Raw genomic sequence first — 20,876 nt, 5'->3', positions numbered from 1 at the left:
GCCGTATTTATAAATGTAGTCTGAAATGAAAAGAATACTAGAATGCGTGCCGAATTTTTCGGAAGGTCAGAATCCTGAAGTTATAAAAGAGATAACAGACGCTATTGAAAGTGTTGATGGAATAAAGCTTTTGGATGTCGATCCGGGAAAAGCAACCAACAGGACTGTTGTTACTTTCGTGGGAGAGCCCGAAGCTGTTGTTGAAGCTGCTTTCAGGGGAATAGAAAAAGCTGCGCAGGTAATTGACATGAGCAAGCACCACGGAGAACATCCGCGTTATGGCGCTACAGATGTTTGTCCTCTTGTGCCGGTATCTGATATTTCGATGGAAGAAGCTACTGAATTTGCGCGCAAACTGGCAAAACGGGTGGGAGATGAGTTGTCCATTCCGGTATATTGTTACGAAAATGCTGCTTTTGTTGAAGAACGAAGAAGCTTGGCTAACTGCCGCTCGGGTGAATATGAAGGACTGAAAGAAAAAATAACATCAGAAAGATGGAAGCCCGATTTTGGCCCGGCAGTCTGGTCGGAAAGCATTGCAAAAACAGGGGCAACGACAATTGGCGCCCGCAATTTCCTGGTGGCGTACAATGTAAATCTGAATACCACTTCCACGCGCAGAGCAAATGCCATTGCTTTTGACGTGCGCGAAGCCGGCCGGGTAAAAAGAGAAGGAGACCCGGTAACCGGAAAAATAGTGACCGACGAAAATGGCCATCCGGTGCGTATTCCGGGAACATTGAAAAAAACTCGTGCCATTGGCTGGTACATTGAAGAATACGGAATTGCACAAATTTCAATGAACCTTACCGATATTTCGGTAACTCCTGTGTATGTGGCGTTCGACGAAGTGCGAAACAAGGCTCGCGAGCGGGGACTCAGAGTTACCGGTTCTGAATTAGTGGGGCTAATTCCGTTACAAGCGATGCTCGAAGCAGGAAAATATTTTTTGCGTAAACAGAAGCGATCAACCGGCATTTCCGACGAAGAAATTATAAAAATAGCAGTTAAATCAATGGGATTGGATGAGTTGCGCCCGTTTAACCCGAAGAAAAAAATTATTGAGTACCTTATTGCTGAAGGAAGCGAAAAGAAATTGGTAAATAATACTTTAGAGGAATTTGTGCAAAATACTGCATCTGAATCTCCGGCACCCGGGGGAGGTTCTGTGTCGGCGGCAGTGGGAGCGTTTGGTGCTGCGTTGGGAACAATGGTTGCCAATCTTTCTGCACACAAACGCGGTTGGGACCACCGCTGGGATGAGTTTTCCGTTTGGGCGGGAAAAGGCAAAAAGTATCACCAGGCACTGTTGAAATGTGTGGACGAAGACACTGAAGCATTTAACAAAATTATGGCAGCATTCGGGTTGCCAAAATCAACCGAAAAGGAAAAAGCAGAACGCCGAGAGGCAATTCAGCAGGCAACAAAAAATGCCATTGAAGTACCGTTGGAAGTTATGCAGCTGGCTCACGATTCGCTGGAGGTAATGCACACGATGGCAGAAATTGGAAATCCGAACTCTGTTTCAGATGCCGGTGTTGGTGCACTTTGTGCCCGCACGGCAGTTGAAGGAGCTTATCTGAATGTTAAAATAAATGCTTCGGGTTGTGACGATAAAAAGTTTCTTGAACTGGTATTGCAAAAGGCTGAAAAACTTGCTTCTTCTGCCCGGAAAAAAGAGTCGGAGATTCTGAAAATTGTTGAAGGCAAAATTTAGGAAAGAATCGGCTTTCTAATCCATTCTAATCGGATTGAAAAAGCTTTTGCAAAAAAAGAACTGCGTTTTAAAAAACTCAGAATTCGAGCTCTTTAAAACGCAGTTTTAGTATCGAAATATAAATTCTTCGGAATTAAAATCTTTCCTGTTTAGAGAAGAAAAAGTCTGCTTCAATAATAGCATTTTCATCACTGTCTGAGCCATGTACCGCATTTTCCTGCAAGCTGGTTGCATACAGTTTTCTAACGGTTCCTTCTGCAGCGTTTTCAGGATTGGTTGCCCCAATAAAATTTCTGAAATCCTGTACTGCGTTTTCTTTTTCGAGAATAATTGCCACGATTGGCCCCGAACTCATAAAATCCACCAGCGACTGATAAAACGGTTTCCCTTTATGCACTGCGTAAAAAGCACCTGCCTGTTCGGTTGTCAGCCGGGTCAATTTCATCGCTTTAACCTGAAAACCGGCTTCGGTTATCATTTTTAAAATTGCACCTGCATAATTCTTTTTGAAAGCCGTTGGCTTAATCATTGTGAAAGTCTGGTTTCCTGCCATTTTTCCAATTTTTAAAATGTTTTTAGTGCCGCAATATTAACAAAAATTGAGGAAAGATGCCTTTGCCCACGAGGCAGATTTCTTATCTTTGTCAATTCAAATTTTTGTAGTTTTGAAAAATACTGTAAATGAGATTTTTACGTCTTTAGAAGCGTTGGTTAGTCACCCCAAACAAAAAATTGTGGTGGTAACGCACGAAAATCCCGACGGCGACGCCATTGGTTCGGCTATTGGGTTAGGTGAAGTGCTTAAAAACGTTGGGCACGACGTAAAAATTATTGTTCCGAACGATTACCCTGCTTTTTTGCAGTGGTTCTCTTCCGAACTGGAAATATTGATTTACGAGCGAAAGAAAAACAGGTGCAAAACTATTTTGCAGGACGCCCAGGTTTTGTTTTGTCTCGATTTTAATGAGCCCAAGCGCACCGCGCGAATGGAGAGAGCGATTTTGGAATTCTCCAACCAAAAAGTGTTAATCGATCATCATCCGTATCCATCTGATTTTTGTAATCTGATGATTTCTGAACCGGGATACAGTTCAACTGCCGAGTTGGTTTTTGATGTGGTGAGCCGCATAAATCTGTCTGGTTATGTGAATCACGATGCTGCAGAAGGACTTTTTACGGGAATTATGACAGATACGGGATGTTTCAGCCACAATATTTCGAGGCCAAATACATTTCAGGTTGTTGCTAAACTAATGGAAGCCGGAATTGATTCCGAAAAGATTCATGCAGCGGTTTACCATAATTTCTCGGCTCAACGCATGCAATTGCTGGGGCATTGCCTGGCAGAAAAAATGCAGGTGTTTCCAGAATACCGGGCAGCAGTTATCTGGCTTTCTCAAAAAGAACTTCAGGAATACAAATTTCAACCCGGCGATACCGAAGGTTTCGTTAATTATCCGTTGTCGATTAATAATATTGTATTTAGCGCGTTATTCATTGAGAAGAAAGACTATGTAAAAGCGTCTTTCCGGTCCAAAGGAAGTTTCCCGGTTAATGAGTTTTCAAGGGAACATTTTTCAGGAGGAGGACACCGGAACGCGGCCGGAGGCGAAACAAAAATTTCACTTGACGAATCAGTTGAAAAGTTCAAGCAACTTTTAAGCGACTATAAGCATCAATTATTGGAAACAACAATTTAAATGATAGAAAGAATGAAGATGAGATTATTGATTAACCTGGTTTTTGCAACAGTGGTTGCATTGGCTGTCTCTTCGTGTTTGAAGGACGGTGACGAAAAAGTGTACACCGCAGCGGAGGAAATTTTGCTGAGAGAAGCCTATTTGGACAGCCTGGTGGCAAAAGGACATGACATTGATACCACGGCTAACCAAGTTTATTATGTGATAAGGGAAGAAGGCGAAGGCGATTTTGCAAAATCAGGTGACACGCTGATTGTAGGGTATGCCGGTTATTTTATTGATGGTGTATTGTTCGATTCTTCTGAACTGCACTATTCAGACGGTAAAATGGAATTTGTTTTGGAAGGCGAAAAATCGAGGATGATTCTCGGCTGGGAAGAAGGGTTGAAGAAAATGAATAAAGGAGCAGAATTTCAGTTTGTAATTCCTTCCGGGCAGGCCTATGGAAGCACGGGGTGGGGGTCAATACCTCCGTATCAGACGCTTATTTTCGTAACAAAACTATACGACATAAAACCTTCGTAGTTTTTTAATTTTAATATAGAAAACAGATGAAACGCATAATTACAGGATTATTTTTTGTGGCAGTTGCCGTTGCTTTTTTTTCGTGTAAAGAAAACAGTCTGGAAAAACAACGCCAGAACGAGTTAAAAAAGCTGGACGAGTTTATTCGCGCACATTATTCAAAAACTCCGGAGTTGGAAGAAAAACCATCCGGATTATATTTTTTACCTGAGGAAGAAGGGATCGGAGATTCCATAAAAATGGGTGATCGGGTACAGGTATTTCATACAACTTACACACTCGACAGTGGATATGTAGCTTCTACCGGTGCATACGAACCTCTTGATTTGATTGTTCTTCCTCCTACTCAATTATCAACGTCTCCTTCCTCAGTGAGTGAGTTGAAAGCGTTGCACGAGGCGCTTACCTACATGAAAAAAGGATCGAAAGCGCTCCTTATTTTCGACTCAAATCTGGGTTTTGGACAGTATGGAACCTACGGTGCCGGAGGTTTCACCTCTTTAATGATGGAAGTGGAGGTTTACAAAGTTTACCCAACACAGTCTCCTGAACAAGAGAAGGAAGAAGAAACAACTGAATAACAACTGAACGAAATTTTCTGATGTCAGGGACTGAACTCCTGAAAAAATTATTGCCCGGTTTTATTCCCCTTTTTGTTTTTATTGCTGCTGACGAAATATGGGGAACCAAAACCGGTTTATTTGTGGCCGTTGGTGTTGGTCTGCTCGAAATGGTTTGGGTAGCTGTTAAGGAAAAACGGCTCGACAAATTTATCCTTTTCGACACTTTGCTTTTGGTCGTACTTGGCGCTGTGTCCATTCTTTTGGATAACGACCTGTTCTTCAAACTGAAGCCGGGATTGATCGAACTTATTTTGGTAACTGTTTTGGCAATCTCCGCTTTTTCGAAAGTGAATATTATCGGGTTGATGAGCAGACGCTACCTGAAAGATATTCAGTTGAATGAAGCGCAGGTTGCCCAAATGCGAAAAAGCCTGAAAAGCCTGTTTTTTATATTTTTGGGGCACACACTCCTGGTTTTCTATTCCACGTTTTTTATGAGTAAAGAAGCGTGGGCATTTGTGAGTGGCGGCTTGTTTTACTTATTGTTTGGTGCATATTTTTTGTATGAGTTTGTCAAACAAAAAAAGAAACAAAAAGAATTGTCAAAAGAAGAGTGGGTTCCTCTGGTAGATGAAACCGGAAAAGTTACCGGGCAGGCACCGCGCAGCCAGGTGCACAACGGAAGTAAATTGCTGCATCCGGTGGTTCATTTACAGGTTTTAAACAGGAATAAAGCTATTCTGTTGCAGAAACGACCCGATTCAAAACTCATTCAACCCGGGAAATGGGATACTGCTGTTGGAGGACATATTTCTGCCGGAGAAAATCTGGAACAGGCACTTCAGCGAGAGGCCTATGAGGAAATAGGACTGGCCGGTTTTTCTGCTCGACTGCTTCATGTGTACAAGTGGGAATCGGAGGTGGAAAGTGAGTTGGTCTATCTGTTTGTAACACACGATCACAAAAATTTCAATGTGCATTCAGATGAAGTTGTTGAAGCCAGATTCTGGACCAAAAAGCAAATTGAAGCCCGGTTGGGAGACGGTTTTTTTACTCCCAATTTCGAACAGGAATTCCTGTTGCTTAAAAACAAGGGGTTGATTTAGGATATTCTGGCTACCGTTTTTAGCTTCCTATTAAAAATATTGCAGGCTGTTTGTGTAAGTCGGGCACTTTGCCTTTCCATTGCGAAATTGTTTTTGTGGCAATAAACTCGTTTTCTCCGGTAATATTAGCGGCGATGCAAAGCAGAGTGGCAGGTGCGCAGGCTTTTAAAAGGTCAGTAACCAACTGGTTATTCCGGTATGGTGTTTCAATAAAAATTTGGGTCTGTCCGTTGTTTTTGGTCAGCTTCTCCAAACTCGAAATTGCTTTGGTGCGTTCGTGCGGTTTTACCGGAAGGTATCCGTTAAAAGCAAAGTTTTGGCCATTTAATCCTGATGCCATTAGTGCCAACACAATAGACGATGGCCCCACCAGCGGAACTATTTTATATCCTTTTTGGTGGGCGATTTGTACTACGCTTGCTCCCGGGTCTGCCACCCCCGGACAACCGGCTTCCGAAATTACTGCTACATTGTTGCCCTGCTCCAGTGGTGCCAAAAAATCAGGCAAATCCTGTTGCCGGGTGTGTTTATTCAGCTCGAAAAATACCAATTGATTGATATCTATTTCATGATTTACCTGCTTTAAAAATCTACGGGTAGTACGAATGTTTTCGACTATAAAAAACCGGGTGTTGGTCAGCACAGAAAAAATACGTGCCGGCAAAACATTTTGCCAGTCGCCATCGCTCAAAATATTGGGTACCAAAAAGAGTTCTGCCATCAGAAAAATTTTTTGGTAAAATTACAGATAATCATGGTTTCGGCAACCTTTTGTTAATTTTGCAGCATGTTAAATAACAATACATTTGAAATTGAAGCCACTTTTCTAGGAACCGGGACATCGCAGGGAGTGCCTGTAATTGCTTGTAATTGTCATGTTTGTCAATCTGCTGACCCCCGCGATAATCGACTTCGTTCATCCCTGTTGCTGAAAATAAACGGACAAAATTTTGTAATTGATGCAGGCCCCGATTTCAGGCAGCAAATGCTGAGGGAGAACGTCAATCACCTACGGGCAATTCTGTTAACGCACGAACATGCTGATCATATTTTCGGGCTTGATGATATTCGTTCATTTAACTGGGTTCAAAAGCGCCCCACCGATATTTTTGCAGAAAAAAGGGTTCAAAATTCCATCAAGCGTATTTTCGACTATGTATTTGCAGAAAACAAATACCCGGGAGTTCCGATGATGGAGTTGCATCAGGTGGAAAACCGCCCGTTCGACATTGACGGGATTGAGTTTGTACCGATCAGATGCTTTCATTATAAATTGCCTGTTTATGGTTACCGGGTGGGGAAGCTTAGTTACATTACCGATACCAATTTTATACCCGACGAGGAGCTGGAAAAGCTAAAAGGAACACAGATTTTAATACTAAACGCCCTCCGGAAAGAGAAACACATTTCTCATTTCAATTTGCAGCAGGCTTTGGAAGTTATTGCCAGGGTAAATCCCGGCGTTGCATATTTAACCCATGTAAGTCACGCTTTTGGTACTCACGAGGAAATTCAGGCGATGTTGCCCGATAATGTGTTTATTGCATATGACGGGCAAAAAATACATCTGAATGGGTGAAGATAACTGATTGTTAGCAGAAAGTATTTTGAAATTTTTTCGTTCAAAATATAATTTTTTAAGAATGACGGATTTATGTAAAAAGCGGGTTCCTCTTTTTTGTTATCTTGGAACCACCATTTGAAAAATTATGGCACTAAACTACATCTGGATATTTTTTTTCCTGGCGGCTTTCGTGATTGGCTTAATCCGACTGCTTTTTTTTGGCGATGCAGAAGTTTTCCCGAATATGGTAAACGAAACATTTTCCATGGCTAAAACGGGTTTCGAAATTTCACTCGGGTTAACCGGGGTGCTAACCCTGTGGATGGGCATCATGAAAATAGGAGAGAAGGGCGGAATCGTAAATGTTTTTTCAAGGGTAATTGGTCCGTTTTTTAACAAGCTGTTTCCCGAGTTGGGGAAATCGCATCCGGCTTACGGTTCTATTATGATGAACATTGCTGCCAATATGCTGAATCTTGACAACGCAGCTACCCCAACCGGACTGCAAGCAATGAAAGAGATGCAGGCAACCAATCCGGACAAAAAAACGGCTTCCAACGCACAAATAATGTTTCTGGTTTTAAATACCTCGGGGTTAACACTTTTACCAATAAGCATTATGGTTTACCGCGCCCAATTGGGGGCAGTAAATCCGTCCGATATTTTTATCCCGATTTTATTAGCGACCTATTTTTCTACCCTGGCCGGCTTAATTTCCGTTGCAATCTACCAGAAAATCAATCTTCTCGACAAAGTTGTTTTAAGTTATTTGGGCGTTTTAACAGCAGTAATCGCGGCCATTATCTGGTATTTTTCGGCACTGGATAAAGATGAAATAACCCGGGTTTCCAACCTGGCAAGCAATTTTATTCTGTTTTCGGTTATCATTGTTTTTATTTTGATGGCTCTTCGCAAAAGGGTAAATGTTTACGAAGCTTTTATTGACGGTGCAAAAGACGGGTTTAAAACCGCTGTGAAGATTATCCCTTATCTTGTGGCAATTCTTGTGGCCATCGGTGTTTTCAGGGCATCGGGGGCGATGGAGTGGTTGATTGCCGGATTCTCCTGGGGATTTGAGCAGTTGGGAATAAACACTGATTTTACGCCTGCCCTGCCAACTGCTTTAATGAAACCGTTAAGCGGCAGTGGCGCTCGCGGAATGATGGTAGATGCCATGACAACTTACGGCGCCGATTCGTTTGTGGGGCGCGTGGCCAGCACGGTTCAGGGAGCTACCGACACTACATTCTATATTCTTGCAGTTTACTTTGGCTCGGTTGGAATTAAAAACACCCGCTACGCTGTAGTTTGTGGTTTGATAGCAGATTTCACAGGAATTATCGCCTCAATTCTAATGGCTTACCTGTTTTTCTATTGATCAATCGAATCGTAAACCACTACTTTTTTCCACAGATACGAGTTCTCTTCCACAAATTTTAAATGTAGCGGATGAACCTGGTATTTGTCCTGGCCTGCCTGGTTGTCGAACATTACCATGTACGAAACCGAATAAGAATGATCAACCACATCGCGGCTTTCGGTGCCTGCCGGAATCCCGATGTGGCTCATTTTTATGGTTTCAACCTTTAGCAAATCGTTCAGCGCATCAATCAATTTTTTCTTGTGCGATTGGTTAGCAGGTTCTTTTAGCCAGAAAAACACGTGGTGAATCAACGCTCCGGTAAGTTTAACTTCCCCGGCAGATGCTTGTTTTGAGAAAGGAAAAAATCCGGCTGCAAAAGTTCCTGCAGCCACTTTTTTAAGAAATGAACGTCTGTTTTTCATTTTAGAATTGAATTATAGTTTGTCGTAATTTAACCAGCCTTTCCAACAACGACTCCAGCAAATCGAGTTTTAACATATTTGCTCCGTCTGATTTTGCTACTGCCGGTTCGGGATGCGTTTCAATAAAAATCCCGTCAACTCCCACTGCAATTCCGGCCCTGGCAATGGTCTCAATCAGCTCGGGTTTTCCTCCGGTAACGCCGCTTGCCTGATTGGGCTGTTGCAACGAGTGGGTAATATCCAGAACAACCGGTACTTCCATTTTTTGCATTTCGGGTATGCCGCGGTAATCCACAACCAAATCGGTGTACCCAAATGTTGTTCCCCGTTCGGTAAGAACGATATTTGGATTTCCGCTTTCTCTGACTTTATTGACTGCAAACTGCATGGCGCCTGCCGAAAGAAACTGGCCTTTTTTAATATTGACGACTTTGCCGGTTTGGGCGGCAGCAACCAGTATGTCGGTTTGCCGGCATAAAAATGCCGGAATCTGGAGCACATCAACGTATTCCGCCGCCATCAAGGCTTCGTCTGCCGAGTGGATATCTGTAACCACAGGAACATCAAAAGTTTCACGCACCTTCTTTAAAATAGAAAGGGCTTTTTGGTCACCAATACCAGTAAACGAGTCCAACCGCGAACGATTGGCTTTTCGGTACGAACCTTTAAAAACAAATGGAATTTTTAACCGATTAGTTATTTCAACAATTCGTTCAGCTATCTGAAGTGCCATTGTTTCGCCTTCAATGGCGCAGGGGCCGGCCATCAGGAAAAAATTTCCGGACGCGGTATTTTTAAGTTTTTCAATTTCTGGAATCATGCTTTTTTTTGGATAATGTAAAACAAAAATAGTCAGCCGTTGCAATACAGCAAAATACTTCATGGTATAAAATGCTTACTAACTCTCCAAAGAGGAGCTATTTCGCTTTTTTGTTTTTCAGGGACAAGTAATAACTAAATTGTTAGTTGTTGTAATATATTGAAAAAGATTTTGTTATGTTTTGTGTACTTAAATAAACTAACGATTTAGTTTGTAAACTAAAAGATTAGTTGTATGTTTGAAATGGATATCCGAAATAGTAATAAAACTAGTGTCCAATTTTAAAAAGTGTGTTTATGAGAATAATGCGATAGATGTTGAAAGTTTGTTTTCCTGTTTGCATCAGATTATTGCATGCAACAATAGTTTAGATGCATTGGGAATCGAACAATAATTCATATAAAATGGTTTCTGTAAATGCAGGTTAGGAGAGTAGAACTGCCGAAAAGAAACTGCAATTCAACATGTACTTACAGGTAACCATTTAGCGAGAAACTAAGGAAATAGTTTATAAACTATGGATTTAATTTTTGCTGCCTCAACAGTCAATTAAAATGAAAACAAAAAGAGTTTGAAATGAAAGAACTAACAAAAGCGGAAGAGCAAGTGATGCAACTCCTTTGGAAAAATGAAAAAGCATTTGTGAAAGATTTGATAGACGAGATGCCGGAGCCAAAACCGGCTTACAATACCGTTTCTACCATTGTTCGCATTTTGGAGAAGAAAGGATTTGTGGGGCACAACGCTTACGGAAAAACCCACGAATATTTTCCGCTTGTGGGCAGGGAAGAGTACACCCGTTCTTTCATGAAAAACTTTATGCGCAACTATTTTAGCGGTTCGTTTAAAGAAATGGTGTCGTTTTTTGCAAAAGAAGACAACATGAGTCTTACAGATTTTGACGAGCTGATGGAAGATGTAAAGCGCGATTTGGAAAACGAAAATCAGGAAGAAAATGAACAGCACGGTTAACTTTATCGTTGAGTCCGGCATCAGTCTGGCATTACTGTCGGTAGTGTACGTACTGTTTTTGCGTAAAGAAACTTTCTTCAGGCTAAACAGGCTGTTTTTGCTCGGGTCTGTGTTGTTTTCGGTTGTGTTGCCGTTTTTTAGGTTCAGGGTTTACGAACCGCAATCGGTAATGCTTTCTGAAATTACGGTTACGCCCTACAGCAATTTAATGGAAACGGTTACGGTTTATGGCCACGATTTTACAATAACGGTTGAACAGGCTGTGCTTTCAGCGTCTTTGCTGATTTGGATTTACCTTGTAGGACTGGCATTGTTTATGGGCATGTTTTTAGTTCGGCTGATTCGGATTGGTAAAATTGTACGAACTCACGAAGTTCAAAAACTTGGACGAATCAAGCTGGTTCTTCTTAAAAATGAAGGTAGTCCGTATTCTTTTCTGAATTATGTATTTGTGAACCGCTCACTGCAAAACGAAGATGGCTACGACCGAATGCTTGCTCACGAAATGGAGCACGTAAAACAGGGGCACTCTTTCGATGTGCTTATTCTGGAAATACTTACAGTTTTTCAGTGGTTCAACCCATTTATGTGGATGTTGCGGCACGCCATTCGCGAGAACCACGAGTACTTGGCCGACAGGGCAGTTTTGGGCTCGGGCGTAAATCGCGGATACTACAAAAAGCTTTTGCTTAACCAGTTTGCCGGAGGGCAGCTGGTATTAACCAACAATTTCAATTACTCATTAATTAAAAATCGAATTAAGATGATGTCAAAAATAAAATCTTCGAAAATTGCCAATCTAAAAATTGTGCTGGGTTTTTTAACTGCAGTTTTATTGATTATTGTATTTGCCTGCGAGCAGAAAGAAACAGCAGAGGTTGTTGCTCCGCTGGCAGAGCCCGATGAGCTGAAAATTACTTTTCTGGACGATAAACTGAAAATAGCCGGAGAAGCAGAAGGCCTCGACAAGCTAAAAAGTATTATGGCCGGAAGTGAAGAATTCAGTTTGGAAAGCGACAGCATGGGGAATTTGCTTCTGGTGAAAAAGGAAGTTGTTGCCCCAAAACAACTCAGTGCCGACGAGCAGATTTTCTTTATTGTTGAAGATATGCCCGAATTTCCGGGAGGAGAACTGGAACTCCGAAAATACATTGCCAACAATATTAAATACCCTGTAACAGCGCAGGAAAAAGGCATTCAGGGGAGAGTTTACGTAACCTTTGTGGTAGATACAAAAGGGAATACTGCAAATGCAAGAATCGCCCGGGGAGTTGATCCTGCTCTTGACCAGGAAGCTTTGCGGGTTGTAAACACTTTGCCAGCCTGGAAACCGGGAATGCAAAAGGGAATACCGGTTAATGTAAGTTACACGGTTCCCATAAATTTTGTGCTTCAGTAACAAAATCATCTTTTTAAGCCATTTTTGGAAATGCAGGTTTATTTCCGCTTTTTCAGGAATGGCTTAAAGTTAAGCTGCATAATATGAAATTTGTGTGTGTGTTGTTGGGGTTGACTTTTGCTTGTTTCTACGCTTTTCCCCAGGAAAGTATTGATTTGCTCATTATCAACAAGAAATTCGAAAAAGCCATTGGTGAGATCGATCGTTTGGTGACGGAAAAGCCCGAGGCTTCGTTGTATTTCAAAAAAGGGTTGGTATTATGCAGTACTCAAAAGTTCCGCGAGGCTGTTCAGGCTTTTTCGGTAGCGCTTAAAACGGAGTCTGAAAATCCGGATTTTTTGGTCGAAATGGCAGATGCGCTAACGGCACTTGGAAATTATCACGATGCAACTCCGCATTTGGAAAAAGCAGTCCGGTTGGCGCCGAACAATCAGCTTATTGGTGGCAAGTTGGGGAAAAATTATATTCAACTGGAAAAATTTCAAAAAGCTTACATTTTATTTGAAAACATATGCGCGAAGGATTCGGGTAATACATACTGGAATAAGCAGTTCGCATACTGTGCTCATCAAATAGGAAAAACAAACCTGGCCATATCTCTTTATGAGAAATCGATAGCGCTAAATCCGCGCGACTATGCTTCTTATTTTAATCTGATAACCCTTTTTCAGCAAAAAGAACAGTTTGGCAAAGCAATGCAAACAGTGAATCTTGGATTAGAAAGTTTTCCCGGAGATGTGAGGCTTTTCCTGCAAAAAGCCAATCAGTTTTTTCGAAATAAACAATACGACGACGCTCGCAAGTATTACGAAAATTACTTTTTTGCCGATGGAGACTCTTTATACAAGGTACTGTTGAATTACGGAATCAGCTTGTATTTTTCGGGCAACGAGCAAAATGCAATTAAAATGCTCGATTTGTGTACAGGCCAGGTTGCCAACGATCCGTTTGCTCTTTTTTACCTTAGTCTTTGCTATAAAAAACAAGCCCGGTATCACGAGGCGGAGTCCTATATGAATGCATCCATCGAATCGGCAACGCCTTCTTTTTTGCCCGACATGTACCATCATTTGGGGCAAATTTACGGGCAGCAACGCAAATTTGAAGAATCAATTGGTGCGCTGAAAAAGGCGAACGAACTGGACAGCGAAAATCACGAGGTTTTATTTGAAATTGCAACTACTTACGAAGAGTTTAATTCCAACAAAACGCTGGCGTTAAACTACTACAATTTGTATTTGAAAGAAGCCGGCGAGTCTGCAAAAAATGTGAACTATGCGCTCGACCGGATGAAGAAAATCAAAGAAGATTTGTTTTTTGAAGAATAGTGGAGTGCCGGTTTATTTGATGCCCGTTTTTTCTCGTACCAGGTTAGCCAGTTGTATCCGGCTTTTTACGCCGGTTTTGGTGTAAATGCGGTGGTTGTGGTCTTTCACTGTTTGCAAGGTAATGAAAAGCTTTTCGGCAATGGCCTTGTTGGTTTTCCCGGAACAGATTTCAAGTACGATTTGTGATTCGCGTTTTGATATTTCGTAAGCAGCACAAAAGGAACTAAAATCAAGTTTTTGTACTGTGTTTTCGTTCGGGAATTTCACAAATTTCCTGACGCACGCAGGTAACAGTAGGCTAATTCCAAACAAAAGAATAAACGACAGGTTGGTGCCAATAAACCCGAATTTTTTCAGAAACCACAGTACTGCCGAATAAATAACCACACCAAAAAAATAACCGTAAGCGCATTTTTGTATCTCTTTTTTTAGCGTGTCATTTGCGTTCGTCCTGTTTTTTAAAATAAAAGGGAATATGAAAACCAGATGAAAAAAGAAGTTCAAAACCAGAAATAGCCTGATGATAAAAACGTCAGGTTTTACCGGTATCTGTAAGTAGTTATTCTGAAACAAAAAGGAAAAAAAAGCCAGTGCAAACAAAAAGCCGGAAAAGTAGCTGAATGTCCAGATTTTAGAAAAGCGAAAGCCATTTAGCTCCCATGCAAATTTTACCAGCATAAACCAGCTTACCAACAGAAACGGCAACCCAATAAGCGGAACAAAAAGCGCCAGCTTGCCAAATAATTCCTGGCTTAGTGATGCGTCCGCAACCACCTCCCGAAGTGCAATATTTCCCCATATTCCGTAAATAAAAAAGGAAAAAAGAAAAATTTGCTGGTAAAACAATAGCTGCAGAAAAGGTTGCTTGTTTTCGCGAAATAACTGAAACGAAAGCAATGAACCAATTACTGCCATTCCTGCGGTTGCAACAAAAGTTGCCAGATACGAGATGTTTTCAACGAGCATTTTTTTCTATCAATCTTTGGTAGTGGTTTATTCAAAATCAAAAATTTAATCGCGTCCCGATTAAAAAAAACTGCAATCCGTGTTGTCTGTTTTCTATATGGTTTTGGTGAGCTTTGCCCTAAGCAGCAAAGGCATACCAAAGTAGTGATTATTTAATATCCTACCAAGGTAGCTAGGATTTATTTTTGGGAAGTTCTATTTTCGATTCAACAATTAATGAAAACAGAAATTAAAAACTCAAAAAAAATGGAAAGCGAAAAACATTACAACCTGATTCCCTCAATTGGAGGAAGTTTTGGTTACGCCTGGCGAACAATGACAAAAAATGCGTTTTTGCCGTTGTTGTTGGCTGTAATTATTGTTGGTTTATTAAATGGTCCGGTGGGAGCAAACTGGAAAGCCGATAGCGGAGATTGGTTTAATTTGGTCTGGTTTTTTCCACTTGCAATTTTTAGTATGGCGTACGGATTTTTATTTCTCCCGATTATTAAGTATGGAGAAAAATACCTGTTTTTAAAAGCGATGCGCAACGAAGAAGCAGAACTGAGGTTCCTGTTTGACGGGTTCAAAACCAAATACCTGAAAATTGTTCTGGCCAACCTCATTGTGGTTGCACTGGTAATAATTGGTTTTGTAATGCTTATTGTTCCCGGAATAATTATTTGGTGCCGCCTGACTTTTGTTCCGTACCTGGTAATGGACAAAGATTTAGAACCCATGCAGGCAGTGGAAAAAAGCTGGGCGATGACACGTGGCCACGGATGGAAAATTTTTGGAATGGCCGTTGTTTCTTTCTTCCTGTATATTGGCGGGCTGATTGCTTTCTTTGTGGGAATAATTATTTCAATTATGTGGGTACATGCTTCTTTTGCTACGTTGTATCAATCAGTTTTAAATAAAAATGACGATGAAAATCCGATTCCGATTTTGGGAGTTAACGAAGTTTAGCGTCAAAAATATCTTACTGAAAAAAGGTCGTTTTGAATGAAAATCAGAACGGCCTTTTTCTTTTGCTCGACTGGTTGTTTCTTTGAGGGAATGTTTATTTTTGAGTTATGAAGAGACCGTTAGCTTTTACCTTTTTTATTTTGGTCGCAGTAAATGCGTTAGGCCAGTATTTTCAGACCGGGCAAGATCCTGCTTCAATCCGGTGGCGGCAGATTAACACTCAAAATTTTCAGTTGATTTACCCTGATTATTTTGAACAGCAGGCTCAAAAACTTGCCGGAACTCTCGAAACAGTGTATCCGTACGGAAGTTATTCGCTGAAGTACAGTCCGGAAAAAATGCCGGTTATTCTGCATACTCAAACCGTGAAGTCTAACGGACTGGTTGCCTGGGCGCCCCGGCGTTCGGAGTTTTATACCACGCCACATCAGGATATATATCCGCAAGACTGGTTGGAACAACTGGCTTTGCACGAATTCAGGCATGTGGTGCAGCTTACTAAAGTAAACAGCAACTTGCCTTCGTGGACTAAGTTTCTTCTTGGCGAGCAGATAACTGCGCTTGTTTTTGGGGCGTACCTGCCCTGGTGGCTTATTGAAGGCGATGCCGTTGTTACCGAGACAGCTTTGGGCAACTACGGAAGAGGACGATTCCCCTCTTTTTTAATGGAGCAAAAAGCTCAGGTTATCGAGAAAGGTGTTTTTTCATACGATAAAGCGTACCTGGGGTCGTACCGAGAGTTTGTTCCGGATCATTATTCCATGGGATACTATCTGACCGGAAACCTGAGGGCTCGTTACGGAAGTTCCATTGTTGAGGAAATATTTACGCGGGCAGGGAGCCATCCGTTTTCGGGTGCCCCTGTGCGAAAAGTTCTAAAAAACCACACGGGATTGAATACCGCTGAAAATTACCGGTCAGTGTTCGACAGCCTGCGCATTGAGTGGCAAAAAGAAGACCAGCATTATTCTGATGGTTACGACAGGGTAGTTTCCAAACCCGAAAAATATTTTACCAGTTACAGGTACAACCATTGGTTAAATGATTCTACACTAGTTTCTTATAAAACTGCTTTTGATCGCATTGCTTCTTTTGTAGAAATAAAGGCAGACGGCACAGAAAAACGGATAGCGCTACCCGGAACAATTTTCAGAGAGTCGGTTAGCGGAAGAGACGACTGGATTGTCTGGTCGGAACAGGTTCCTGACTTGCGGTGGCAACACAGCGGGCGTTCAGTAATACGAATGTTCAATGCGAGCTCAAAAAAGCAACTGAAAATTATTCCTGAATTTAAGGCATTTAGTCCGTCACTTTCACCTGACAAAACGAAAATAGCAGTAGTGGAAGCCGATTTTTCAAACAACTATTATTTGTCGGTTTACCGGGTTTCTGACGGTGAGCTGGTGCATCGTTTTCAGTCTGCGAATAATAATTACTTTTTTAGTCCGGAATGGCTGGATAACGAGAATGTTGCAACGATTATTCTTTCGGGAAACGGAAAGCGTATTGCATCGGTAGATTTTACAACGAATGAACTGCGCCGGTTGACACAAACAGACTTAGGAGATGTGAAGCAACTTCGTTTGGCTGGAGACTGGCTCTACTTTGTTAGTTCATATTCAGGGAAAAATGATTTGTGCCGGATGAATTTGCTCGGTAAAAACATTGAAAAGGTTTACGACTCTAGGTTTGGCGTAGAGTCACCTGCTATTTCGGCCGATGGCAAATCTGTTGTTTTAAGTGATTACACGTCTGACGGATTCAGGTTGATTAAAACTACGGCTGATAACGATAAAGTGGTTCAGCTTCAGAATGTAAAAAAAGGAGCTTATCTGCTTGCAGAAAAGTTGGCCGGGCAGGAAAACGGAGTTCCGGTGTTTCCGGATACAATTTCCGGTGGATTCGTTTCAAAAAAATATCCGAAAGGAAAACAGCTTTTTAATTTTCATAGCTGGGCGCCGGTGTATGTGGATACCCAAGAATACGAGTTCTACCCCGGAGTTAGCCTGATGTCGCAGGATAAACTGGGAATTTCGGAAACGGTTCTGGGATACAAATGGGATTTAGCGGAAGGTACCGGTAAGTTTGTGGCCGATTTTTCGTTCAAGGGCTGGTTCCCGATTATCGATGTAATTTTTTCGTATGGAAAAAGGGCCTCGGAATATTGGCAGATTATGCAAAAGGTGAATAGCCAGGGAACGGTTGTAAGCCGCGACACCACACTTCAGCGCTACACCTGGGGACAGACAAATTCGGGGCTGAATATTCGATTGCCTTTAAATTTGGAAAGGGGGCCGTTTAACCGGTTACTTCAGCCGGAAATTCAGTACGCATTTAACTATTATAAAGCCGGAAACTCGGCACCGGAGCAATTTCAGGGAGGAAGTTTCCATTCGTTGGGATACCGCCTCTATTTTCATCAGTTGCTGAAACAGAGTTACCTCGATATGTACCCTGATTTTGGGTTCGTAGTCGACGGCTCATTTCGTCATTCGCCTGCAGGCACACTGCGGGCCGGACAAATGAAAGCTCTTCAGTCTGTTGTTTATTTGCCCGGTTTTATGAAAAACCACGGTGTTAGATTATATGGCGGAGTTCAAAAGAAGGAGGACAGCGGGGCAATTGGCTTTTCAGACATTGTGCGATATGCCCGTGGATGGGGAAGAATTAATACCACTTCTATTTTTACAGGGGGAATTGATTATAAAATGCCGTTGTTTTACCCCGACTGGAACCTTGGCGGAATTGTTTATGTGAAGCGGGTAAAGGCATCGTTGTTTGCAGATTACAGCAGGCTGAAAGGAAATCTTTACGAGCAGGGGAAAATTGCAGGAACTTATACCAGCAATATTTCATCATTGGGAACAGAAGTTACGGCAGATGTTAATCTGATTCGGTTTTATGCACCTTCGAGTATCGGCTTTAGAGCGTCCTATCTTCCTGAAATGAAAGATGTTTATTTCAACTTTTTGTTCTCAATCGACTTTACCTCGTTTTAGTGTAAAGAGGGTTATTTCTCCGGGCATGTCGAGCCGCCAGGGCATTCCAACGGTCCCAAGTCCGGTATTTACATAAAGTGCAGAACTTCCGTTTTTGTATAAACCGCCCCAATTTTCACGCGCAAGCCAAGCGAGGCTGAAAGGAATTCCGGCAAGTTTTATTCCCCACTGCATGCCATGTGTGTGGCCGGATAGCGTGAGCTCAATGTCTTCTTTCCCGGCAATTTTGCTGCTCCAGTGGGCAGGATCATGCGTCATTAAAATGGTGAATGCGTCCGAAGGAATTCCTCTAATGGCTGCATTCAGGTCTGCGTATTGCGGAAAAGGCGGGTGTCCCCAGTTTTCAACTCCAGCCAGAAAAATAGAATCGGCACCTTTTTTTATAACCACATGTTCGTTCTTCAGCAGTTGTAGTCCTGAATCCTTTAATATGTCAAGTATATCTTCAAAATTCTGCCGTTTCTTTTCAGCACTGTCCCAATTGCTGTAATTCCCATAATCGTGGTTTCCTAAAATTGCGTAGCTATCAAAACCTTTTGTTGTATTTTTCAATGCGGGCTCTTTGCCGGCCATTTCCTTGGCAAAGTTGTTTACTATATCTCCGGTAAACAATACCAAATCTGGTTTTAATCGTTCCAGCTTTTGCGCTGTTCTTGCCAGTAACTTTTCAGGTTTTAGCATTCCTCCCAAATGAAGATCAGAAAGCTGAGCAACCGTATAGTTATCAAATTCATCCGGCAAATTGGGAAACGTAAGGTCAATTTTCGTTACTTTTATTTGCCTGCTTCCTACAACAGCTCCAAAAATCATTACGAGAGTAATTGCCGCTGATAATACTAAACCAGCGGAAGATATAATTGGTTGTTTTACCTTTTTTTTGAAAATGGATTGGAAAAGCCATGCAATTGCCAGAGGAACGTTAAATACAAAAACAAGGAACAATAATGTATTAAACGAAAAGTATAGCGGATAATTGGTTGCCTCCCTGGCTTGAAAAGGGAAGATGTATAAAACAAACAGTCCAAGCAGGACTAAAATGTTCAACAACGAAAATAATATATCCCTTACTTTATTTTTCCCAAATATGCTTTTGATATTTAACCGAGCACCGATGGCAGCTAAAAGAAAAAGCGTCAGAAAAATAACTAATGAGACAATTTGAAATGAGCGCATGAGCAAAATTGTTTATTATAATCTACTTCATTGAAGAGAATAACATTATATTTAATTTCTACTGTATTTGTTATTAGTGTTTTAACTTCAAATTCCGCGCTTTTTGAGCGCGTGAGAATTGAATATTTCTTTTTCTTCGGGCAAATGTACAGAATCATTCCAAAGTAATAATGCAAAACAGGGAAGTGTATGTTGCATCTTCACTATTTGTGCAGATTGTTACAAATCAACCAAACTGAAAAATAACATTTGTGTTTGTTGAATACTGAAAAGTAGTTACACAAAAGTAAAATATGCGCGATTTTATTTGCGTTTACTTTTGTATCGTCTGAATTCCGGGTTAGTTTTATTGTATCGCAAAAAATTCAACGCATAACGATAACGAAACATTTGTAGTTCACATAAAGAACAGATTTACAACTAAGGAATAGAAGTAGGAGAGTTGGAGTATTCATTGTTTTGAATTAATTGAATTAGAATTATATAGTTCACTGTTTCAGTGTTTTAATACATACTTATTAATGTTAATTATAGTAATTGTTAAAATCATTGATTGTTTTAGATTGTTTTGTCAACTTATTAGTTATATAACAATGAAAACCAGTTGTTTATATGTTACGATCTATGATGTATTATAAATATTAATAATTCAGTTAATCAATTGGTTATTAGTTGTTTTAGTACATTTGGATAGAACAGGGATGTTTCCTCTTGATTTTGACAAAATTAACGGGTTGTATAGGAATTCTTAATTGAATGTATTACATTTGTATCTATAAAATGTTTCGACAAGATGAAGGAGCGTATTCAGAAATTTATAGATTACAAAGGTATTTCTCCCGGGGAATTATCTGAAATACTGGAAGTTCAACGTTCCAATATATCTCATATTCTCAATGGTAGAAATAAACCAGGAGCTGTTTTTATAGAAAAGTTCCTTCTTGCTTTTCCATCCGTAAATGCCAGATGGCTATTTACCGGAGAAGGTTCTATGTTAATAGGGGAAGATTCAGCCAGTGAGCCTAAACCTATTGTTAAAGAGGTAAAAAGAGAACCTGAAATTCCTTTTGCTACAGAAAAAAAAGAGGCTCCAGTTTCCCCAAAAAAGAATGTTGCTGTTCTGGAAAAAGTGGTGCTTCTGTATTCTGATGGTACATTTGTTTCCTACAATGCCGGGGGAAAAGACAATTCTTTTTAAATATGTTGTACAGCATTAAAAATAAATGTACATTTGTGAATGACATTTAAAAATATGTTTTACATTTGTATCAACAAGTTTAACGAGATAAGATGGTGGTGATTAAATAAAAA

19 protein-coding genes are annotated in these 20,876 nt (G+C 41.0%); 13 read left to right on the top strand and 6 right to left on the bottom strand.

The window, feature by feature from the left end:
- Positions 1–25 precede the first annotated feature (25 nt).
- Entirely contained in the window at positions 26–1,717 is a 1,692-nt protein-coding gene (gene ftcD, locus BUB08_RS01190; RefSeq protein WP_072998175.1) for a glutamate formimidoyltransferase, read from the top strand.
- A 133-nt stretch (positions 1,718–1,850) separates the two neighbouring features.
- Here the strand turns inward: ftcD and BUB08_RS01185 are convergent, their stop codons facing one another.
- Complete coding sequence (locus BUB08_RS01185) at positions 1,851–2,270, bottom strand: nucleoside-diphosphate kinase (protein WP_072998173.1); 420 nt, start codon at positions 2,268–2,270, stop codon at positions 1,851–1,853.
- A 112-nt stretch (positions 2,271–2,382) separates the two neighbouring features.
- Here BUB08_RS01185 and BUB08_RS01180 point away from each other — a divergent pair, with 112 nt between their 5' ends.
- From BUB08_RS01180 to BUB08_RS20480, 4 genes are read left to right on the top strand one after another with little or no spacing between them, the layout of a single operon-like run.
- Complete coding sequence (locus BUB08_RS01180) at positions 2,383–3,417, top strand: DHH family phosphoesterase (protein WP_175549915.1); 1,035 nt, start codon at positions 2,383–2,385, stop codon at positions 3,415–3,417.
- 12 nt (positions 3,418–3,429) lie between these two features.
- The gene (locus BUB08_RS01175; protein WP_175549913.1) at positions 3,430–3,942 is read left to right on the top strand and encodes an FKBP-type peptidyl-prolyl cis-trans isomerase; all 513 of its coding nucleotides are present in this window, start codon (positions 3,430–3,432) and stop codon (positions 3,940–3,942) included.
- Positions 3,943–3,968: 26 nt separating this feature from the next.
- On the top strand, positions 3,969–4,523 hold the full coding sequence (locus BUB08_RS01170) for an FKBP-type peptidyl-prolyl cis-trans isomerase (RefSeq protein WP_072998170.1): 555 nt from the start codon (positions 3,969–3,971) through the stop codon (positions 4,521–4,523).
- Positions 4,524–4,543: 20 nt separating this feature from the next.
- Positions 4,544–5,611 carry an NUDIX domain-containing protein gene (locus tag BUB08_RS20480; RefSeq protein WP_072998168.1) on the top strand — a complete coding sequence of 356 codons (1,068 nt, stop codon included), beginning with the start codon at positions 4,544–4,546 and terminating at the stop codon, positions 5,609–5,611.
- A 19-nt stretch (positions 5,612–5,630) separates the two neighbouring features.
- Here BUB08_RS20480 and BUB08_RS01160 read toward each other — a convergent pair whose 3' ends face one another.
- Complete coding sequence (locus BUB08_RS01160; protein WP_072998167.1) at positions 5,631–6,332, bottom strand: SAM-dependent methyltransferase; 702 nt, start codon at positions 6,330–6,332, stop codon at positions 5,631–5,633.
- A 66-nt stretch (positions 6,333–6,398) separates the two neighbouring features.
- On the opposite strand from BUB08_RS01160, the gene BUB08_RS01155 reads away from it, so the two are divergent.
- Both BUB08_RS01155 and BUB08_RS01150 read left to right on the top strand, forming a co-directional pair.
- Positions 6,399–7,190, top strand: a complete 792-nt coding sequence (locus BUB08_RS01155) for an MBL fold metallo-hydrolase (RefSeq protein ID WP_245820155.1) — start codon at positions 6,399–6,401, stop codon at positions 7,188–7,190.
- Between the two features lie 130 nt (positions 7,191–7,320).
- Positions 7,321–8,553 (top strand): nucleoside recognition domain-containing protein, encoded by a 1,233-nt coding sequence (locus tag BUB08_RS01150; protein WP_072998165.1) that lies wholly within the window; start codon positions 7,321–7,323, stop codon positions 8,551–8,553.
- Here BUB08_RS01150 and BUB08_RS01145 read toward each other — a convergent pair.
- Positions 8,547–8,960, bottom strand: coding sequence for a Dabb family protein (locus BUB08_RS01145; RefSeq protein WP_072998164.1), 414 nt, complete (start codon positions 8,958–8,960; stop codon positions 8,547–8,549). The genes BUB08_RS01150 and BUB08_RS01145 overlap by 7 nt on opposite strands.
- 1 nt (position 8,961) lies before the next feature.
- Positions 8,962–9,780: a 3-deoxy-8-phosphooctulonate synthase gene (kdsA, locus tag BUB08_RS01140; protein WP_072998853.1), complete on the bottom strand. Its 819-nt coding sequence runs from the start codon at positions 9,778–9,780 to the stop codon at positions 8,962–8,964.
- Between the two features lie 576 nt (positions 9,781–10,356).
- Between kdsA and BUB08_RS01135 the strand changes: the two genes are divergently transcribed.
- The 3 genes from BUB08_RS01135 to BUB08_RS01125 all read left to right on the top strand — a co-directional run bounded on the left by BUB08_RS01135 (position 10,357) and on the right by BUB08_RS01125 (position 13,479).
- The gene (locus BUB08_RS01135; protein ID WP_072998162.1) at positions 10,357–10,752 is read left to right on the top strand and encodes a BlaI/MecI/CopY family transcriptional regulator; all 396 of its coding nucleotides are present in this window, start codon (positions 10,357–10,359) and stop codon (positions 10,750–10,752) included.
- A complete protein-coding gene (locus tag BUB08_RS01130) occupies positions 10,736–12,151 on the top strand; it encodes a M56 family metallopeptidase (RefSeq protein ID WP_072998160.1) in 1,416 nt (471 codons plus the stop codon). The genes BUB08_RS01135 and BUB08_RS01130 overlap by 17 nt, the downstream gene beginning before the upstream one ends.
- 83 nt (positions 12,152–12,234) lie before the next feature.
- A complete protein-coding gene (locus BUB08_RS01125) occupies positions 12,235–13,479 on the top strand; it encodes a tetratricopeptide repeat protein (RefSeq protein ID WP_072998158.1) in 1,245 nt (414 codons plus the stop codon).
- A gap of 12 nt (positions 13,480–13,491) precedes the next feature.
- On the opposite strand, the gene BUB08_RS01120 is transcribed toward BUB08_RS01125, so the two are convergent.
- Positions 13,492–14,445, bottom strand: coding sequence for a response regulator transcription factor (locus BUB08_RS01120; protein WP_072998156.1), 954 nt, complete (start codon positions 14,443–14,445; stop codon positions 13,492–13,494).
- A gap of 246 nt (positions 14,446–14,691) precedes the next feature.
- On the opposite strand from BUB08_RS01120, the gene BUB08_RS01115 reads away from it, so the two are divergent.
- Positions 14,692–15,393: a DUF7847 domain-containing protein gene (locus tag BUB08_RS01115; RefSeq protein WP_072998851.1), complete on the top strand. Its 702-nt coding sequence runs from the start codon at positions 14,692–14,694 to the stop codon at positions 15,391–15,393.
- A 107-nt stretch (positions 15,394–15,500) separates the two neighbouring features.
- Complete coding sequence (locus BUB08_RS01110) at positions 15,501–18,392, top strand: TolB family protein (RefSeq protein ID WP_072998154.1); 2,892 nt, start codon at positions 15,501–15,503, stop codon at positions 18,390–18,392.
- On the opposite strand, the gene BUB08_RS01105 is transcribed toward BUB08_RS01110, so the two are convergent.
- Positions 18,369–19,565, bottom strand: coding sequence for a metallophosphoesterase (locus BUB08_RS01105; RefSeq protein ID WP_072998153.1), 1,197 nt, complete (start codon positions 19,563–19,565; stop codon positions 18,369–18,371). The two genes, BUB08_RS01110 and BUB08_RS01105, sit on opposite strands and share 24 nt — an antisense overlap.
- Before the next feature lie 793 nt (positions 19,566–20,358).
- On the opposite strand from BUB08_RS01105, the gene BUB08_RS01100 reads away from it, so the two are divergent.
- Positions 20,359–20,763: a helix-turn-helix domain-containing protein gene (locus BUB08_RS01100; protein WP_072998152.1), complete on the top strand. Its 405-nt coding sequence runs from the start codon at positions 20,359–20,361 to the stop codon at positions 20,761–20,763.
- The last annotated feature ends 113 nt before the right edge of the window (positions 20,764–20,876 follow it).

It is taken from the genome of Mariniphaga anaerophila, assembly GCF_900129025.1.
GTDB lineage: Bacteria > Bacteroidota > Bacteroidia > Bacteroidales > Prolixibacteraceae > Mariniphaga > Mariniphaga anaerophila.
Note: the sequence above shows the minus strand (reverse complement) of the source record. Positions and strands in the feature narration are given on the sequence as shown.

Excerpts from the sequence above, each read along its gene's own strand:
- ftcD (WP_072998175.1), top strand. The coding sequence starts at position 26 with ATGAAAAGAATACTAGAATGCGTGCCGAATTTTTCGGAAGGTCAGAAT.
- BUB08_RS01185 (WP_072998173.1), bottom strand. The coding sequence starts at position 2,270 with ATGGCAGGAAACCAGACTTTCACAATGATTAAGCCAACGGCTTTCAAA.
- BUB08_RS01175 (WP_175549913.1), top strand. The coding sequence starts at position 3,430 with ATGAAGATGAGATTATTGATTAACCTGGTTTTTGCAACAGTGGTTGCA.
- BUB08_RS01170 (WP_072998170.1), top strand. The coding sequence starts at position 3,969 with ATGAAACGCATAATTACAGGATTATTTTTTGTGGCAGTTGCCGTTGCT.
- BUB08_RS20480 (WP_072998168.1), top strand. The coding sequence starts at position 4,544 with ATGTCAGGGACTGAACTCCTGAAAAAATTATTGCCCGGTTTTATTCCC.
- BUB08_RS01160 (WP_072998167.1), bottom strand. The coding sequence starts at position 6,332 with ATGGCAGAACTCTTTTTGGTACCCAATATTTTGAGCGATGGCGACTGG.
- BUB08_RS01155 (WP_245820155.1), top strand. The coding sequence starts at position 6,399 with ATGTTAAATAACAATACATTTGAAATTGAAGCCACTTTTCTAGGAACC.
- BUB08_RS01150 (WP_072998165.1), top strand. The coding sequence starts at position 7,321 with ATGGCACTAAACTACATCTGGATATTTTTTTTCCTGGCGGCTTTCGTG.
- BUB08_RS01145 (WP_072998164.1), bottom strand. The coding sequence starts at position 8,960 with ATGAAAAACAGACGTTCATTTCTTAAAAAAGTGGCTGCAGGAACTTTT.
- kdsA (WP_072998853.1), bottom strand. The coding sequence starts at position 9,780 with ATGATTCCAGAAATTGAAAAACTTAAAAATACCGCGTCCGGAAATTTT.
- BUB08_RS01135 (WP_072998162.1), top strand. The coding sequence starts at position 10,357 with ATGAAAGAACTAACAAAAGCGGAAGAGCAAGTGATGCAACTCCTTTGG.
- BUB08_RS01130 (WP_072998160.1), top strand. The coding sequence starts at position 10,736 with ATGAACAGCACGGTTAACTTTATCGTTGAGTCCGGCATCAGTCTGGCA.
- BUB08_RS01125 (WP_072998158.1), top strand. The coding sequence starts at position 12,235 with ATGAAATTTGTGTGTGTGTTGTTGGGGTTGACTTTTGCTTGTTTCTAC.
- BUB08_RS01120 (WP_072998156.1), bottom strand. The coding sequence starts at position 14,445 with ATGCTCGTTGAAAACATCTCGTATCTGGCAACTTTTGTTGCAACCGCA.
- BUB08_RS01115 (WP_072998851.1), top strand. The coding sequence starts at position 14,692 with ATGGAAAGCGAAAAACATTACAACCTGATTCCCTCAATTGGAGGAAGT.
- BUB08_RS01110 (WP_072998154.1), top strand. The coding sequence starts at position 15,501 with ATGAAGAGACCGTTAGCTTTTACCTTTTTTATTTTGGTCGCAGTAAAT.
- BUB08_RS01105 (WP_072998153.1), bottom strand. The coding sequence starts at position 19,565 with ATGCGCTCATTTCAAATTGTCTCATTAGTTATTTTTCTGACGCTTTTT.
- BUB08_RS01100 (WP_072998152.1), top strand. The coding sequence starts at position 20,359 with ATGAAGGAGCGTATTCAGAAATTTATAGATTACAAAGGTATTTCTCCC.